15 protein-coding genes and 1 pseudogene are annotated in these 17,304 nt (G+C 39.2%); 11 read left to right on the top strand and 5 right to left on the bottom strand.

All coding sequences use genetic code 11. From position 1 onward, the window contains the following. The first annotated feature begins 145 nt into the window (after positions 1–145). From aroK to gloA, 5 genes are all read left to right on the top strand, one after another. Positions 146–754 carry a shikimate kinase AroK gene (gene aroK, locus U9670_RS04515; RefSeq protein ID WP_323841250.1) on the top strand — a complete coding sequence of 203 codons (609 nt, stop codon included), beginning with the start codon at positions 146–148 and terminating at the stop codon, positions 752–754. Between the two features lie 126 nt (positions 755–880). After that, the gene (gene aroB, locus U9670_RS04510; RefSeq protein WP_323841251.1) at positions 881–2,008 is read left to right on the top strand and encodes a 3-dehydroquinate synthase; all 1,128 of its coding nucleotides are present in this window, start codon (positions 881–883) and stop codon (positions 2,006–2,008) included. A 113-nt stretch (positions 2,009–2,121) separates the two neighbouring features. Beyond that, the gene (locus U9670_RS04505) at positions 2,122–3,060 is read left to right on the top strand and encodes a hypothetical protein (RefSeq protein WP_323841252.1); all 939 of its coding nucleotides are present in this window, start codon (positions 2,122–2,124) and stop codon (positions 3,058–3,060) included. A gap of 18 nt (positions 3,061–3,078) precedes the next feature. Continuing rightward, a complete protein-coding gene (locus U9670_RS04500; protein ID WP_323841253.1) occupies positions 3,079–3,702 on the top strand; it encodes a carbonic anhydrase in 624 nt (207 codons plus the stop codon). Positions 3,703–3,740: 38 nt separating this feature from the next. Continuing rightward, a complete protein-coding gene (gene gloA / locus U9670_RS04495; RefSeq protein WP_323841254.1) occupies positions 3,741–4,274 on the top strand; it encodes a lactoylglutathione lyase in 534 nt (177 codons plus the stop codon). A gap of 105 nt (positions 4,275–4,379) precedes the next feature. On the opposite strand, the gene U9670_RS04490 is transcribed toward gloA, so the two are convergent. Both U9670_RS04490 and U9670_RS04485 read right to left on the bottom strand, forming a co-directional pair. Beyond that, positions 4,380–4,856 (bottom strand): Dps family protein, encoded by a 477-nt coding sequence (locus tag U9670_RS04490; RefSeq protein WP_323841255.1) that lies wholly within the window; start codon positions 4,854–4,856, stop codon positions 4,380–4,382. 210 nt (positions 4,857–5,066) lie between these two features. After that, complete coding sequence (locus U9670_RS04485; RefSeq protein ID WP_323841256.1) at positions 5,067–5,723, bottom strand: YcxB family protein; 657 nt, start codon at positions 5,721–5,723, stop codon at positions 5,067–5,069. Between the two features lie 204 nt (positions 5,724–5,927). Between U9670_RS04485 and serS the strand changes: the two genes are divergently transcribed. Next, positions 5,928–7,190, top strand: a complete 1,263-nt coding sequence (gene serS / locus U9670_RS04480; RefSeq protein ID WP_323841257.1) for a serine--tRNA ligase — start codon at positions 5,928–5,930, stop codon at positions 7,188–7,190. Between the two features lie 194 nt (positions 7,191–7,384). On the opposite strand, the gene U9670_RS04475 is transcribed toward serS, so the two are convergent. Then, positions 7,385–8,698, bottom strand: a complete 1,314-nt coding sequence (locus U9670_RS04475) for an ATP-binding cassette domain-containing protein (RefSeq protein WP_323841258.1) — start codon at positions 8,696–8,698, stop codon at positions 7,385–7,387. Between the two features lie 229 nt (positions 8,699–8,927). Then, positions 8,928–9,452 (bottom strand): DnaJ domain-containing protein, encoded by a 525-nt coding sequence (locus tag U9670_RS04470; RefSeq protein ID WP_323841259.1) that lies wholly within the window; start codon positions 9,450–9,452, stop codon positions 8,928–8,930. On the opposite strand from U9670_RS04470, the pseudogene U9670_RS04465 reads away from it, so the two are divergent. Further along, positions 9,452–10,101, top strand: a pseudogene (locus tag U9670_RS04465) (IS1595 family transposase). The gene U9670_RS04470 and the pseudogene U9670_RS04465 overlap by 1 nt on opposite strands. Before the next feature lie 107 nt (positions 10,102–10,208). On the opposite strand, the gene thrS reads toward U9670_RS04465, so the two are convergent. Then, positions 10,209–12,137 (bottom strand): threonine--tRNA ligase, encoded by a 1,929-nt coding sequence (thrS, locus tag U9670_RS04460; protein ID WP_323841260.1) that lies wholly within the window; start codon positions 12,135–12,137, stop codon positions 10,209–10,211. Positions 12,138–12,547: 410 nt separating this feature from the next. Between thrS and U9670_RS04455 the strand changes: the two genes are divergently transcribed. The 4 genes from U9670_RS04455 (at position 12,548) to U9670_RS04440 (ending at position 16,745) form a co-directional block, all read left to right on the top strand. After that, positions 12,548–13,465: a metal ABC transporter substrate-binding protein gene (locus tag U9670_RS04455; protein ID WP_323841261.1), complete on the top strand. Its 918-nt coding sequence runs from the start codon at positions 12,548–12,550 to the stop codon at positions 13,463–13,465. Positions 13,466–13,909: 444 nt separating this feature from the next. Then, on the top strand, positions 13,910–14,959 hold the full coding sequence (locus U9670_RS04450) for a metal ABC transporter ATP-binding protein (RefSeq protein ID WP_323841262.1): 1,050 nt from the start codon (positions 13,910–13,912) through the stop codon (positions 14,957–14,959). Then, positions 14,956–15,846 (top strand): metal ABC transporter permease, encoded by an 891-nt coding sequence (locus U9670_RS04445; protein WP_323841263.1) that lies wholly within the window; start codon positions 14,956–14,958, stop codon positions 15,844–15,846. Before U9670_RS04450 ends, U9670_RS04445 begins: the two co-directional genes overlap by 4 nt. A gap of 32 nt (positions 15,847–15,878) precedes the next feature. Continuing rightward, positions 15,879–16,745 carry a metal ABC transporter permease gene (locus U9670_RS04440; RefSeq protein ID WP_323841264.1) on the top strand — a complete coding sequence of 289 codons (867 nt, stop codon included), beginning with the start codon at positions 15,879–15,881 and terminating at the stop codon, positions 16,743–16,745. Positions 16,746–17,304: the final 559 nt, after the last annotated feature.

The raw sequence follows: 17,304 nt of genomic DNA, 5'->3' as shown, positions 1-17,304 counted from the left end.
AGTTGTGTCTGCTAATTTGAATTTTAACCATCAAGGTGGTAAGGTGTGCAAAAAAAATTGCACATGGATTTCATGAAAAATAGTAGCAAGATTTGCTTAAACCTTGTATGATAAGACAATTTGAGAGTTGATAAATAGAGCAATCATGTTTGAAGAAGATAATTCAATCATTGCAAATGTGGTGGTTGAAAAGACGGGTGAAGGGCTCGCCAAGATGCTACCGTCTATTTTTTTGGTTGGTCCAATGGGTGCGGGCAAAACCACGATTGGCAAATTGCTTGCCAAGCAATTGGGGCGTGAATTCGTTGACTGCGATCATTATATCGTATCGCAGACAGGTGCGGACATTCCTTGGATTTTTACCAAAGAGGGTGAGGAAGGCTTTCGTGAGCGTGAAACTCGTGCATTGATGGAGCTGACCGCTCGGTCAAATATTGTGATGGCGACTGGTGGTGGTGCGGTAGGGCGTGCCGAAAATCGCAAATTGCTCAAAAAAGGTTTAGTGATTTATTTGGAAGCCAATGTTGATACCCAGCTATTTCGCACCAAAAAAGACAAAAATCGTCCCTTATTACAAAGCGATAACCCCAGAGAAGTTTTAGAAAAGCTGTATCAAATTCGCCACCCTTTGTACCAAGAAGTTGCCACCATCACTGTACCCACAGGGCGTGCCTATCCCAAGCAGATGATGAATGATATCGTACAAATGCTGTCTAGATATGTCCAATCGCAACAAGCGTCAGGGCCATTTTGATGCGTCGATGGGCTTCTGGTAACGATTGAATACAATCAGTCTGTTTTGCCTGCCTAATGACCAGATAAATTTTTTTTGTATTTAAATATTTGATGAAAATAAAGTTGGAAATTTTGCGAGTTTACCATGATCACACATGACACGATAAAACATGAATTGATTGTACACACCCAAAGTCATGATTATCCGATTTTTATTGTTGCCAGTCCAAGAGATTTGAACGGTCAGTTTGATTTGGCAGGTCCTATCATTCCTTTTATCAAAGGTAAGCAAGTACTGATTGTAACCAACGATGTGGTAGCACCGTTTTATTTAGATAGCCTTAAAAATTCCTTAAAATTGGCAAATTTTACGGTGCTCACTTGTGTATTGTCAGATGGTGAGCATCATAAAAATCAAGACAGCATCAATCGCATTTATGATGTGTTGCTTGAGCATCACTTTTCCCGAGACTGTACGATGATTGCTTTGGGTGGTGGGGTAATTGGTGATATGGCAGGCTTTGCGGCTGCCAGCTTTATGCGTGGTGTGAATTTTATCCAAGTACCCACAACGCTTTTGGCACAGGTGGATTCATCGGTAGGTGGCAAAACAGGCATCAATCATCTGCGTGGCAAAAATATGATAGGTGCATTTTGGCAACCTGTGGCGGTGCTTGCAGACATGACAACTTTTGATACTTTGCCTGCCAGAGAGTTTTTTGCAGGGTTAGCAGAAGTGGTCAAATATGCACTGATTTTAGATGAAGAGTTTTTATCTTGGCTTGAATGCCATGCTGATGCCATCAATGCACGAGATGCAAAGGTGTTGGCCAAAATGGTGTGTCGCTCCTGTCAGTTCAAAGCGGATATTGTTGCAGCAGATGAGCGAGAGTCTGGATTACGAGCCTTGCTCAACTTTGGTCATACTTTTGGGCACATCATTGAGACGCACCAAGGCTATGGCGTGTGGTTGCATGGTGAGGCGGTGTCGGCTGGCATGATGCAAGCATTAGCCATGTCGCATAAGCTTGGGTTGATTGAGCGTGAATCAGTCACTCGTGTCGCACGACTTTTGACTCAGTTCCATTTACCAATCAGACCACCTATCATTCCTGTTGACCAAGCACTTGATTTAATGGGGCATGATAAAAAAGTCCAATCAGGCAAATTACGCTTGGTATTACTAAATGGCATTGGTAAAGGCTTTGTGACGGCTGATTTTGATCATCAAGTGCTGGTTGATACGCTAAGCTCAATTGATGAATATTTATGAATAATTGCGACCAGCTGGCATCGTGATTAATTGGCTTGCGATGTCTGACAAGTATTTACAATGGCCAGAAAATTGGTACAATATCCAAAAATTCAGCAAAAAAGGCACTTATTATGGCGATTAGCGCCGCAATGAAAGAAAAATATTTTCGCCGTCAGGCTTTGTATTGGCTTGTATTGGCATTGGTAGTGCTTGTTGCTTGGTTGATTTTGTGGCTGACCAGCAGGACTGCTGTTGTTGATGGTCAAGAAGATGTCAAGCAACAGGTTGCAGAAGTCGCAGAGTTGCCTGTTCATATTGAATCACTTGGTGAGTTGAATACTGCTGTGCCACCGATAGATTTTTCAACTTTGATTCGTGATTTTCGTACTTATCCTGCTGAATTTAAGGATAAAAGATATTTTGATGTCAAAAAATTCACCATTCAAGTGATGGATGTCAGCCACAATGATGTGATTGTTAATTATCTCAACACGCATAGCGACCGTGATAAATTTGCCTATTTTCGCTATCTTGATGACAATCAAAACCCTCGTTACATTTTGACTTATGGTAAGTTTGATGGTATAAAACTGGCAAATGATGCCGTGCGTACGGTCAATTTTAATCTGCCAGCCAGCGTGAATGTCAGTGTGGTAGCAATGGCGGATTATCTTAAAATTATTGAGGACTATGAGCGTGCTGATACGGCACAAGACCTAGCAAGTCATCAGCCAAGACAGATAAAACTACAAGCAACTTTAACAGAGATTCCTGTGCAGCCAGAAACTTTTGATGATGAAATGCTTGCCAATGCAAATGAGAGTCATGAATCGGTGGAAAAACAAGTGAATCAGGTGCAAGAGAATGATGGTTTGTTGGCAGTGGATGTTGCAGCTGAGCATATCAATAACGACAAGCCAAAACCTAATATTGATAAGCCAAAACCTGCCACCGATAAGCCAAAAGAAGAACAAGGCAAAGCTCAAAAGATGAGTGAATTGGAGCAAAAATCACCAAAGGCGAGTGCTGTACCGAATGTCAATACTTCAAAAGTCCCTGGCAGCGAATAGTGGATAATGAGAAATGCGATGAATAATTTGGATGCTAAGTCTGTCCTTGAAATGTTAAAAAAAGGCAACGAACGCTATATGGCAAATATTGCCAGTACCGAGCCTTTGAATATTTCGCCACCAACTTTGGTGAATAAGCAGTGCCCCAATGCGATCATTTTGGGTTGTTCAGATGCACGCGTGCCTGTGGAGCTGATCTTTGATCAAGGACTTGGGGATTTATTTGTGATTCGTGTGGCAGGGAATATTGTTGCACCCAGTCAGATCGGTTCGATTGAGTTTGCTGCTGAAAAATTTGGCACACAGCTTGTGGTGGTTCTTGGTCATAGCCATTGTGGTGCGGTAACGGCGTGCGTAGAGGCACTTGCCAACCCAGATCAATATTATTCACCAAACTTACAATCTATTGTTGATAGAATCCGCCCAAGTGTCTATAACCTACATGAAATTGCCACTGCAGGTGATGGGGAAATTGATATGGATGAGTTCATTGACCGTGCTGTGCGTGCCAATGTGCGTATGTCAGTCAGTCAGCTTAAACATGGGTCTCGAATTTTGGAGGATATGGTCAATGCAGGACGCCTAACCATCATTGGTGCTGAGTACGATGTCGCCACAGGGCGTGTAGATTTTTTTAGTTAATTTTTTAAAGTTTTTAGTCAAGGTCGGAGAATTTATTTATGACAACAAGCATACAGCCCACACAGGTTTTGGCTGCTGATGGCGTACAAGTCATTCCAGCCCAGTCAGAAGGTTATGTATTTAATCATACCATGCTACGCATCAAAGACCCTGTGAAATCGCTGGAATTTTATACTGGAGTGCTTGGTATGACTTTGTTGCGTCACAGTCAATTTCCAGATGCCAAATTTGATTTGTACTTTTTAGCCAAATTGACCAAAGAAGAGCAAGACAACTTACCACATATTGACAATCTGACCGCTTATGTTTCTCGTCAGCGTGCCGTCTTGGAATTGACGCATAATTATGGCACAGAAGACGACGCTGATTTTGGTTATCATAATGGCAACAGTGAGCCACGGGGATTTGGACACATTTGTTTTAGCGTACCAAATATGACTGATGCGGTCAAATGGTTTGACGAAAATGATGTTGAATTTCAAAAACGCCCAGAAGATGGCAGTATGAAGGACATTGCTTTTATTAAAGACCCAGATGGCTATTGGATTGAAATCATTGAATTAAAATACTGATTTTTTTACCAGATCATTTGATCACTCATTGGTTTTCATAAAAACATCTCAAAACTTATAAGGTTTTGAGATGTTTTGTGTTTTGCCAATCAATAAAAGCACAAATTAACCTAAGAAAGCGTTATACATCCAGATTTCTTTTTCTTGAGCTTGTACATAGCCTGTAACAATGTCAGATGTACCTTGGTCAGATGCCTCTTCAGCAAGCTCAGCAACTTTGCGTTGTTCTTCAATGAGAGTTTGCAAGCCCTTAACCAAACCGCCAACGCAACCACGACTGTCAAATACGCCCTTATCTTCTTGAACGCTTGAACGCTTGGCGAAGTCGCTATAAGCATGTAATGGTGTGCCACCTAGCGTAAGAATGCGTTCGGCAATTTCATCAATTTGTAGTTGTAGCTCGGTGTAAAGCTCTTCAAATTTTGGGTGCAGGGTAAAAAAGTGCTCACCTTTGATGTTCCAATGGTAGCCACGCACATTGATGTAAAACAAATGATAGCTGGATAATAGAGAATTCAATGCCTTGATGACAGGGGTCAGCTCTGCTTTTTCAAGACCAATTTGGTTAATGGTGTCTGTCATGATAGATTACCTTTTGTTGTGTGAATTGAAAGTTAAGTATGTTTTTTAATCTTAAATTTTTCATCTTAAATGAAATTTTAAAAGAATTAGGCAAGCATTCTTATCTTGCTTTATCTTAATTTTATTTTTATCTTACGCTAAAAATGACAAAACAGCAAGGCAAAATCGTTACTATTTTGTCATGGCACATCACAATTGATGAATGATTGGTTACAACGGTGATTGTGTCAAAGATTCCAGACCTTTGGCCTTCACCTCATGCAAATGTTTGATGATGGTTTTAAGAGGCAGGCCATTTTTTTCTAAGCGTTTTGGAATGATTTGACTGCCCTTTTGACCTTTCATGTCAAACATCACAAATACATAGTCACTTGTCTCGTCCCAGCTACTTACTGCACTCCATGGGATTACTGCCGATTGCATGGGTGCAGAACGCATCTGCACGCCACGCATCTGTGAGCTGTTGCTCATGTGTGCTGGTGCGGGTATGCTCATCACAATCCCATGTGATTGTACCCCGAGCTGAATTTGGGTCATTTCATCAGGTATTTTGGTATTGCTGACTTGCTTATCGTATTCACGACGCATATGCCATTTTAATCCAAGTGTACGCACGGCCAAATATAATGCCACAAGCACAAGCATGATCCAAAAAATAATGTTTGAATAGCCAGTAACAAGTAGCAAGCCTGCAATTGCAGCTGCCATAACAACTGCCATGACAATCCATTCTTTGGTGCGAATGGATTTTAGGGTAAAATTGTCTGCCCCTTTTTCAAATAAGGCAAGCTGTGCACCACGAAATTCGTCTTCTGTCATGTTAAGTGCAATGGGTTTTAGAGTGTAAGGATAAAGAGCCTTGCTCACGATAGATTCCTGTGATGAAAAATTTTCTTAAAAAGAGTAGTGCTTATATTACTGTTTTTATGCAAAAAAATAAACCAAAAAACAATAAAAAATTGCCAAAGTTGGATAATTTTTCTAAACTTGATTCAAAAATACTAAATTTGCTGAAATTTCACGCTTTTTTTGCTATGATAACCACATTTTTATAAAGAAATAAGGTTAGGTATGCTTGATCCAAAACTACTGCGTGGCGATTTGACAGAGCTTAAAGAAAAGCTGGCAACTCGTGGCTATGAATTTGACATTGATTTTTGGCAAGATTTGGAAAATCAACGCAAGGCCTTGCAGATTGAAACTGAGAATTTACAGGCTCAAAAAAATGCAGGGGCAAAACAAATTGGTGAGCTAAAGCGCAAAGGTGAAAATGCTGATGAGTTGCTTGCAAAGATGGAGCAGGTCAGTGAGTGCATGAAGACCGCTGAGGTGAGATTGCGTGATTTGCTTGCCGTCATTAAGTCTGAGAGTCTAAAAATTCCAAATCTGCCACATGAAAGTGTGCCTGTGGGCGAAGATGAAAGTGATAATGTGGAGATACGCCGCTGGGGTTTGCCTCGTGAGTTTGATTTTGAAATCAAAGATCACACTGACATTGGTGAGAATCTGGGGCAGTTGGATTTTGAATTGGCAGCAAAATTGACAGGGTCAAGATTTAGTGTGTTGCGTGGACAGCTTGCCAAGTTAAATCGTGCACTTGTGCAGTTCATGCTAGATGCTCACACTGAGCGTGGCTATACTGAGATGTATGTACCTTATATAGTCAATGCTGATAGTTTGCAAGGCACAGGACAGTTACCAAAATTTGAAGAAGATTTGTTCCGTCTGCGTGAAAAAGATTACTATCTGATTTCAACTTCTGAGATTCCTTTGACCAATACCGTGCGAGACAGCATCATAGACCCCAATGCTTTGCCAATCAAATTGACCGCACATACCCCATGTTTTCGTAGTGAGGCAGGCTCGGCAGGGCGGGATACTCGTGGGCTTATTCGTCAGCATCAGTTTGAAAAAGTAGAGATGGTTCAAATCGTACATCCTGATACTTCATTGGACGCATTAGAGGAAATGACCGCACAAGCTGAAAGTATTTTACAAGCCTTGGAGCTGCCTTATCGTGTGCTGACGCTGTGCACCAAAGATATGGGATTTAGTGCGTTAAAAACTTATGATATTGAAGTATGGCTACCATCTCAAAACACTTATCGTGAGATTTCTAGCTGCTCAAATTGTGGTGATTTTCAGGCACGCCGTATGTCTGCCAGATTAAAAGATGGTAAAACAACTCAGTTGGTGCATACGCTCAATGGCTCTGGTCTTGCGGTAGGTCGTACGCTACTTGCCATATTGGAAAATCACCAAAATGCAGATGGTACGGTCAGTATCCCAAAAGCATTACGGCCTTATATGGGTGGTGTTGATGTGATTGGCTGATGGTCTTGGTTTTTATTTATAAGATTGCACCATACAAAATAAGTCCTATATTTTAGGACTTATTTTGCATTTTATAAAAGATGGGCGCCAAGGCAATTTGCCTTTGATATCGCTTTTGGGTAGGGTGACTTTGGTGTAAACTACATCGTTGATGTTTGGGTGGATTCAAGAGTTGCAGGGATTTTTTAGGATTTTTAGTGTCTGACTTCCACAACCAATTTCTCTTTTGCCAACTCATTTATCAGCTCATCAAGATAATTTCTGTTTACATCATCTAAATTTGCATCCCACTCATCAAGAATAATAACATCAACATCGTTTTTATTGTTCTTAATTTCCATTAATTGAGATAGTAATTTTTGACCTGTTGATTTTTTATTATTTTGATGAAAAAATAAATCATGGTTAACAGGCAGATAAAAAGCTCCGTTTGATAACAATGTTTTTAAATACAATAAAAAACTACTTTTGCCAACACCATTACGCCCCCTAATCGTCATTCTACCATTTTTTGGCAAATTATTTAAATCAAAACTACTCAATGGCATATTATTAACAAAAATCTCTTTAAATTTAATTCTGCTCAATATATCAATATCAGGCACATTTAAAGAATTTTGCAAACCAATAAATCTGGCTTTAATGCTAGAAAAATTGGTTTGATGAAAAACAAGTGCCTGACCCATTTGCAATAATTGTATTTGTCTTGGCAATGTCGCCACCAACAATGATAAAAATACATAATCATTTTGATGCTTTATGAATAAATAAACAATCAAACTCAATACAGGAATCATAAATAGAATCATACCAAAGCTTGAAATCAATTGATTTAAAGATTGACTGTAAATATGATATTTTTTGGAGCGGTTGAAATTATTTTTATAAATATGATTGAAAATGCCTATATTATATTTATTAAAAATAATAACATTGTCCCAAATTTTATTTAAAATAGCGATAAAATATATTCTAGATTTTTGAGATATTTTTGACATCTTGGATATTTTATTTTGATGGTAAAAAATAAAAAATTCTACCAATAAAAATCCAACGATATAAGCCGCCAATAATTTATAATCAAGAAAAAACCCCAAAATTAGGATATTAATCAATAAATTTAAAATCAGTGCCACACCATCAAATGCAAAGTCCAACATATCATCTACCACTGCTTTGCTTTCTTGACTAATAAAAACAGTGCTTTGGTCTTTTAGTTCTTTATTGTTAAGTAAGGCAGTTTTGCCAAAAAAAGTCATAATAAATTTTTGCACATAATTATTTAGTAGGTTAAATTTTGATTTTTCTAAAAAAATGGTTGCAAAATAAGCAGGGATGTAAACAATGATTAATGATAAAACAAAACCACCTAAATTTATTAAAAAATTATCTTTTTGAGCAATGTCTATGGCAAGATTTGCAATAAAATATGTGGACAAACCAACAATTAACTGCTGTCCTATCAAAAATGCAAATGAGATACATAATGATGAAGTGATGATTTTCATGATAAAGAGTAGCGAAGCCACTTACTGATGTATCTATTCATCGTATGTGGCTCATCAAAAATTAATGAGTAATTAATATACAAACAATGATTGATTATAGCAAAATTATCCCTAAGTTAGTTCGTTTATCATTGCTGAATTTAACCCCAATTATGACATTGACGGGCGTGGGGCAAAGGTAGTGGCACGCATTTTGGCGGGAATGGTAATGGCATATTGTTTACGATAATCAAAATGGCATATCGCCTAGCTTTTTTGTTAGGCGGTCTCTTTCTTTGGTTAATTGTACTTTTTGCTCATCAAAATAGCTATCCCAATCCACAATCTCACTCACCAAACGATAACTTTCGCTATTTTCAATCTCATCAATGGCTTGCTTTAATTGGGCGACTTTTTGGCTTAATTGCTGTTTGATGATTTTTAATTTATCAAGTGCCGTTACCGTTTCAGAGCGAGCCTTAAAAATGCCTTTTTGCAAATCCGTCAAAATCCCTTCCACTTTTTTCAAATCATTTTCTTCATAGGCTTTGGTTAACTCTACAAACACTTCTTCGGCAATCGCTTTTTGTGCTTCGCTGACACGGTCAGGGTGGCAAATTTGACTGGCTTTGCGGTAGGCTTGTTTTAGGCGTTTTTGTTCGTCATCATTTAATTCATAATGCGTTTTGGCTTTTTGTTCGTCCCATTGTTCATTAAAGATTAGGGGCTGTCCTAGATAATGACCAAAAACTTCATTTAGGTTAAAATAACCCAATGAGAAAAAGTCGTCTAAGTCAGTACAAACAAAACAAACTCATTGAGCTGTTTGTTGCAGGTGTTACTGCAAGAACGGCAGCTCAATTAGCCAATGTAAACAAAACAACAGCTGCTTACTATTTTCACCGATTACGCCTACTCATCTATCACCACAGTCAGCACCTAGAAATGCTAGATGGTGAAGTTGAAGCTGATGAGAGCTACTTTGGTGGAACACGCAAAGGTAAGCGTGGTCGTGGTGCAGGCGGCAAGACTGCGGTATTTGGCTTATTAAAGCGCAATGGCAAAGTTTGTACCGTTGCTGCACCCAATACACAGTCAACTACTTTATTACCCATTATACGAGAAAAAGTAAAGCCTGACAGCATTGTTTACACAGATTTCTACAAAAGTTATGATGTGCTTGATGTCAGTGAGTTTAATCACTTTAGAATCAATCACAGTATGCACTTTGCAGAAAAACAAAATCACATTAACGGAATAGAGAATTTTGGAATCAAGCAAAACGCCATTTACGCAAATTTAACGGTGTTCCCAAAGAACACTTTGAGCTTTACCTTAAAGAATGCGAATGGCGTTTTAATAACAGTGACCTTAAATCTCAAATTTCCATTTTAAAACAATTAGTTAAGGGCAGTTTAGGTTAGTTATCTAGGACAGCCCCTAATTTTTTTTAAATCATTGAAATTTTTAGATTTTTTACAAAAAATCCACCCAAAATTACTTTGAATGGATTTTTTGTCAAAAGACAAAATCACTCGGCTTTACTTTCAACTCGCCCTTTCTTCTCAATCGCCCCATTTAATACTTTGATAAAGTCATCTAAGCTCATACTGCCCAGATTCTCGCCTTCTCTTGTACGCACATTGACCGTATTACTTTCTACTTCTTTGTCGCCCAATACCAGCATAAACGGCACTCGTTGCAGGGTTTGTTCACGGATTTTAAAGCCGATTTTTTCGTTACGCAAATCACTCATCGCACGATAACCCTTTGATTTTAGGGTATTTGTAACATTGGTTACGCTGTCTGCTTGCTTGTCGGTGATGTTCATTACCACCACCTGCTGGGGGGCAAGCCACGCAGGGAAAAAGCCTGCATAATGCTCAATCAAAATCCCCAAAAACCGCTCAAAACTGCCCAAAATCGCACGGTGGAGCATCACAGGTTTGGCACGCTCGCCGTGTTCATTGATAAATTCAGCGTCCAGTCGCTCGGGCAAATTAAAATCCAGTTGTAGTGTGCCACATTGCCACACACGCCCCAAGCAGTCTTTGAGACTAAACTCAATTTTTGGACCATAAAACGCCCCTTCGCCTGCTTGTAATTGCCAGTCAAGCCCTGCTTTGTCCAGTGCGTCCGCCAAATCTTTTTCCGCCAAATCCCAAAGCTCGTCTGCCCCCACTCGTTTTTCTGGGCGAGTGGACAGTTTCATTTGCACCTCATCAAAACCAAAGTCTTTATATACTTGCAAGGTCAATTTGATAAAATCTTGCGCTTCGGTGCTGATTTGTTCATTGGTACAAAAAATATGTGCATCGTCTTGCACAAAACCACGCACACGCATAATGCCGTGCAATGAGCCTGACGGTTCGTTGCGATGACAGGAGCCAAATTCTGCCAAACGCAAAGGCAAATCACGATACGACTTTAAGCCTTGATTAAAAACTTGCACGTGGCAGGGGCAATTCATTGGCTTGACGGCATAATCTCGTTTTTCTGAATGCGTGGTAAACATCAATTCGCCATAATTCTCCCAATGCCCTGATTTTTCCCACAACGCTCTATCCACCACTTGTGGGGTTTTAATCTCCAAATAGCCATTGTCTTTTTGCACTTTTCGCATATATTGTTCAAGTACTTGGTAGATTGTCCAGCCACTCGGGTGCCAAAATACCATTCCAGGGGCTTCTTCTTGCAAATGAAATAAATTGAGTGCCTTGCCAATTTTGCGGTGGTCTCGTTTTTCGGCTTCTTCTATGCGTTTGATATAGGCTTGTAATTGTTTTTTGTCTGCCCACGCCGTGCCATAAATGCGTTGTAATTGTTCGTTTTTGGCATCGCCTCGCCAATAAGCACCGCTGATTTTGGTCAATTTAAAGGCTTTTAAAAACCGAGTATTGGGTACGTGTGGCCCACGACACATATCAATATATTCTTGATGATAATATAGCCCCATTTGGGTTTCATTTGGCATATCATCAATTAGGCGTAATTTATAGTCTTCGCCACGGTTTTTAAAGACTTCAATCACTTCATCTTTTGGGGTCATTTTTTTGATGACATCATAGTCTTGATTGATTAAATCGGTCATACGATTTTCAATTTTTGCCATATCGTCAAGCGTAAAGGGTTTTTCTGAATAAATGTCATAATAAAAACCCTCGTCAATAACAGGTCCAATCACCATTTTGACCTCAGGGAATAACTGCTTGACGGCGTGTCCCAATAAATGAGCACAAGAGTGGCGGATAATCTCAACGCCTTCATCGTTCTTTGGCGTGATGATTTGCACGGTGGCGTCGGCGGTAATGGGGTCGCAGGCGTCCACAAGTTTGCCATTGACTTTGCCTGCCACACACGCTTTGGCAAGACCTGCTCCGATACTTTGGGCGATGTCCATTACGGTGGTGGGGGCGTCAAAGTGCTTGATATCGCCATTTGGCAAGGTGATTGCAATCATAAAATATTCCTAGTTGTGGCGTTGGTAGTGATGGTTGGTACTATCAACCATATAACCGCTACCAGTGGATAAATAAAATACACCAAAATCGGTGCAAACAAAACAAAGTGCATACCAAGCACTTTTAATTATTATAGCAGGTTTTTGGGGCTAAAAAAAGGTGAGTCTGGACTTGTCGTTTGAACTAAATTAAGCCATTTAGCCAAGCCATTTGACCGAGTCATTTTAAGTGAATAAAAAAACAAAATAATGCTACAAGCTATTTTTTTTAAGTCATGCAAAAGTACTTGCTAGGCAAACTCTAAGTGAACTGCTTGCATTTATTAATAAAAACAGTTATCATTATCAAATAATCCCATGATGAAAACTTAGGTTTTTGATGATTACACTGACAAATTTAGGAGTAGATGATGAAAAAAATACTATCCATCTTAGCTGGTGCAACTTTGCTTTTGACAGCTTGCGGTGGTCAACAGTCAAGTACTAAGGCGGACCAAAAAGACAAGATGACCGTCATTACTACATTTACCGTTATTGAAGACATTGCTAAAAATGTTGCAGGAGATGTTGCTGATGTGCATTCAATCACTAAGGCAGGGGCGGAGATTCATGATTATGAACCAACGCCAAAAGATATTGCCAAGGTTAAAGATGCTGATTTGATTTTGTGGAATGGCATGAATTTGGAACGCTGGTTTGAAAAATTTTACCAAGATGCCAAAGATGTGCCTGCGGTGGTGGTAACAGAGGGTATTGAGCCATTGCCGATTAAGGCAGGTGCATATAAAGATATGCCGAATCCGCACGCATGGATGTCTACGACTAATGCATTGGTTTATGTGGATAATATCAAAGAGGCATTCATTGCTCACGACCCAAAAAATAAAGACATTTATATTAAAAATGCTGAAGAGTATCGCCAAAAAATCAAAGCGATGGACGAGCCACTTCGCATGAAATTAGCCAGCATTCCAGAGGGTGAACGCTGGCTGGTAACAAGTGAAGGGGCGTTTAGCTATCTTGCTAAGGATTATGGGTTAAAAGAGGCTTATTTGTGGGATATTAATGCCGAACAGCAGGGCACGCCCCAACAGGTCAAAGCCCTAATTGATACCGTGCGGGCCAATAATATTCCTGTCGTATTTAGTGAAAGTACCATTTCAGATAAAGCAGCCAAGCAGGTTGCCAAAGAATCTGGCGTACATTATGGTGGCGTACTTTATGTGGATTCGTTGAGCGAAGCAGGCGGTAAGGTGCCAACTTATCTAGACTTATTGAATGTTACAGTAAGCACAATAGTTGAGGGCTTTGAAAACGCCAAAAAATAGGATGGAAAAGTGAAATATTGTCTTTTTGTTCATCTTTTATCCCTTGCTTTTTAAAAGCTTTGATTGTGTTTTTGGGCTATGGCGGTGTAATGATTGAGTTTTGTTGCCATAGCCCTTGTTTTTGATGCAATACTTTTGAATGATTGCTTTGTTCGCAAGGGGCGATTTTAATGAATTGGCATCTTATCAGGTTTGGGTTTGATTAAAAGATAATTGATTTTTTCAATTAACAATCCTTACAAAAATTACTTTTCAAAATACCAACCATCTTTTACAATACAGCTTTGTCAGTGCCATATAAGTCATTTTTAGATGGGTGGTGCTTTATTTTGTTTGAATGTGTTATTTTTAGATTTAAAAAAACATAAAAGTTCAATGATGATATTGTCATTAAAGCTGTTTTTTATTTTTTTATGTTTTTTTAAATTTATCTATTTACTTTTTATGAAAAATTCATTGATTGCTACCAAAATATCTGTTGAAAATATTTCTGTTCATTATCCTAATGGACATACCGCTTTGTATGATGTCAATTTCACTTTAACGGGGGGTACAACTTGTGCTCTTGTGGGTGTCAATGGCTCGGGGAAATCAACACTATTTAAATCCATCATGGGTTTGGTGAAGCCACAATCAGGGCGAATTCTACTGTGTGATATGCCGATTCACACCGCCTTAAAACATAATTTGGTTGCTTATGTTCCTCAGTCTGAAGAGGTAGATTGGCAGTTTCCTGTGTCTGTCTATGATGTTGTGATGATGGGTCGCTACGGATACATGAATTTTTTGCGTATTCCCAAGGCGACTGACAAGCAAAAAGTTGCTGATGCGATGGCTCGTGTCAATATTGACCATCTTAAAGATCGTCAAATCAGTGAGCTGTCTGGCGGTCAAAAAAAGCGAGTATTTTTAGCTCGTGCATTGGCACAAGAAAGCAAAATTATTTTGCTGGACGAGCCATTTACTGGTGTGGATGTCAAGACCGAAAAGGCCATCATGACATTACTTGATGATTTACGAGCAGAAGGGCATTTAATTTTAATATCTACGCATAATCTAGGGACGGTCCCAGAATTTTGTGATCAGGTGGTGATGATAAATCGTACTGTGCTGGCGAGTGGTACAACCAAAGAAACTTTCACACAGGAAAATTTGGAAAAAGTCTTCGGTGGTGTATTGCGTCAAATCCGCTTGTCTGGCAAGGACTTGCACGATGATGATGATGGTCGTTCTTTGACGATTTTGGCTGATGATGAAGTGCCAGCGGTATTCTACGGGGTGCAGAGCAATACACCTGAGAGCATGTACTGTACTGAGACCGTTGAGGCAAGTCGTGTCGGTCAGGTAAATATGAACCTTCCTAAGACTGCCAAAAATGACGGTGTTCAACTGTATGACCCAAAAACCAATCTTGTCATGCTGTTATCTTGTGATGACAACGAGCGGCAAGACGAGAGCCTGATATCTAATAGTCGTTCAAGAGGTGGTAAATGAGTGAATTAATCACCTTGCTTGCTGAACCATTTGCTTACGAGTACATGATAAAAGCGATGGTGATGTCATCTGTTGTGGGTGGAGTTTGTGCCTTTTTGTCGGCATATCTGATGCTCAAAGGGTGGTCTCTTATTGGCGATGCGTTATCCCATGCAGTTGTGCCAGGTGTGGCGATAGCTTATGCACTTAGCTTACCATATGCAGTAGGGGCATTTTTTGCTGGGATTTTAGCTGCTTTGGCGATTTTGTGGGTAAAATCCATCACCAAACTCAAAGAAGATGCGGTAATTGGCTTTATTTTCACCACTTTTTTTGCACTTGGGCTGTTTATCATTTCCATCAATCCCACTTCAGTTAATATTCAAGAGATTATTTTTGGTAATATTTTGGGCATTTCTGACGATGATATCGTACAGATTGGCATTATTATGGCGGTATCACTCATTTTTTTGTTAATTTTTTGGAAGGATTTGCTGTTGGTGTTTTTTGATGAGATTCATGCCAAATCAGTAGGGCTGTCGCCCAAATTTTACCAAATTTTATTTTTCGGTCTTTTGTCTGCTTGTGTAGTATCGGCGTTGCAGACAGTGGGGGCGATTCTTGTCATTGCAATGGTGATTGCCCCTGGGGCGATAGCCTATCAATTGACTGACAAATTTCGACCGCTCATCATCATTGCAGGTGTGCTTGGAATTACAACAAGTGGATTCGGTGCGTATTTAAGTTATTTTCTTGATGGTACGACAGGTGGTGTGATTGTATCATTACAAACCTTGTTGTTTGTTTTGGCATTTTTATTCTCGCCAAAATTTGGCATGATTACTCAAAAATACCGCCAAAAAAGCAATATGATAAAGCACCAAAGCCAGTCCACTCATTTAAATTAAAAGACTAACTTGAAATAAAACCGATTAAAGTTATGCAAATACTTAATTATTTTACCGAGCCACTTAGCCATATTTTTATGCAACACGCCTTATTATCAGCTGTTGCGGTGGGAGCAGTGTGTGCCGTGCTGTCTTGTTTTGTGGTGTTAAAGGGCTGGTCGCTTATGGGTGATGCCATTTCTCATGCAGTATTTCCAGGAGTTGTGATTGCTGCATGGCTTGGACTGCCTGTGTTTTTTGGTGCTTTTGTGGCAGGATTATTTTGTGCCGTCTCAGTGGGGTATCTGAAGAACAATACCCGCATCAAGGAAGATACACTGATGGGTGTGATTTTTGCTGGTATGTTCGCATTTGGTCTGGTGATTTTTACTAAGATTGACACCGAACAGCATTTAAAACATATTTTGTTTGGCAATCTTTTGGGTGTTGATAGGGAAATGCTGTGGCAAACAGCGGTAGTATGTGGGTTGGTTTTATTGCTGGTTTTGTTAAAAGCCAAAGATTTGTTAATGTACTGCTTTGATGTCAGTCATACACGAGTGGTGGGGTTGTCGCCCAAGCTACTGCATTATGGACTGTTGGTTTTGTTGTCTGCTACGATTGTGATGGCAATGCAGGCAGTCGGTGTGATTTTGGTGGTGGCGATGCTTATTTCACCAGGTATTACTGCTTTTGTGTTATGTAAGCGGTTTATTCCTATGTTGGTGGTTGCGGTGTTAAGTTCGTGCTTGACCAGCGTGCTTGGTGCAATTTTGAGTTATCATTTAGATTCGGCCACAGGGGCAACGATTGTATTGTTGCAAGCAATCTCATTCATGGTTGCAGTGATCATTGCCAAACTCAAAGAAAAATTAAACACACAATCTATTATTAATGCCAATAGCAAATTGATTCATTAAAACCAAAAAACTGAAGTTTTAAATTCAGGCTTGCAATATTGCATGAAAATTGGCAGTTAAACAGAAATGATAAACCAAATCTATCTTGATCAACTATAAAATGAATATGGTATATGATGTATTAATGATGGTCTAAGACAATGTATGTTATGATATTCGGTATTTTTCCTTTCTTTTTGTTTTTCTAAAAAACCCCAAAAAAATCAACAACATACAAACTTTCTCCCATTTCCCCCAAAAAACCACTTTACAACCATTAAAATTAGCGTATAATACGCACCACTCAAGCAGACAAGCAAATGAAAAAACTTGTTTAATTTCAATAATTTAATGAAACATTTTGAGATAATTAGATAAATACTGACTCTCAAAATAATTTAAAAAAAATTGAAAAAAGTGCTTGACATCAATTTTAAAAAGCGTATAATACGCACTCATTCGCTGGAAGACAACGAATGACACTATTTAAAATCAAAACTAAAGAACAACTTGTGTGGATTTTTGCTAATACAAGATAATACAAAAATTATCATTTATCAAGCAAAAATACTCAAAGTTA

This window comes from Moraxella tarda (assembly GCF_035181405.1).
Classification (GTDB): domain Bacteria; phylum Pseudomonadota; class Gammaproteobacteria; order Pseudomonadales; family Moraxellaceae; genus Moraxella.
This window is presented reverse-complemented; position numbering and strand designations above follow the sequence as displayed.

Coding starts and splice junctions, on each gene's coding strand:
- aroK (WP_323841250.1), top strand. CDS start 146: ATGTTTGAAGAAGATAATTCAATCATTGCAAATGTGGTGGTTGAAAAG.
- aroB (WP_323841251.1), top strand. CDS start 881: ATGATCACACATGACACGATAAAACATGAATTGATTGTACACACCCAA.
- U9670_RS04505 (WP_323841252.1), top strand. CDS start 2,122: ATGGCGATTAGCGCCGCAATGAAAGAAAAATATTTTCGCCGTCAGGCT.
- U9670_RS04500 (WP_323841253.1), top strand. CDS start 3,079: ATGAATAATTTGGATGCTAAGTCTGTCCTTGAAATGTTAAAAAAAGGC.
- gloA (WP_323841254.1), top strand. CDS start 3,741: ATGACAACAAGCATACAGCCCACACAGGTTTTGGCTGCTGATGGCGTA.
- U9670_RS04490 (WP_323841255.1), bottom strand. CDS start 4,856: ATGACAGACACCATTAACCAAATTGGTCTTGAAAAAGCAGAGCTGACC.
- serS (WP_323841257.1), top strand. CDS start 5,928: ATGCTTGATCCAAAACTACTGCGTGGCGATTTGACAGAGCTTAAAGAA.
- U9670_RS04475 (WP_323841258.1), bottom strand. CDS start 8,698: ATGAAAATCATCACTTCATCATTATGTATCTCATTTGCATTTTTGATA.
- thrS (WP_323841260.1), bottom strand. CDS start 12,137: ATGATTGCAATCACCTTGCCAAATGGCGATATCAAGCACTTTGACGCC.
- U9670_RS04455 (WP_323841261.1), top strand. CDS start 12,548: ATGAAAAAAATACTATCCATCTTAGCTGGTGCAACTTTGCTTTTGACA.
- U9670_RS04450 (WP_323841262.1), top strand. CDS start 13,910: ATGAAAAATTCATTGATTGCTACCAAAATATCTGTTGAAAATATTTCT.
- U9670_RS04445 (WP_323841263.1), top strand. CDS start 14,956: ATGAGTGAATTAATCACCTTGCTTGCTGAACCATTTGCTTACGAGTAC.
- U9670_RS04440 (WP_323841264.1), top strand. CDS start 15,879: ATGCAAATACTTAATTATTTTACCGAGCCACTTAGCCATATTTTTATG.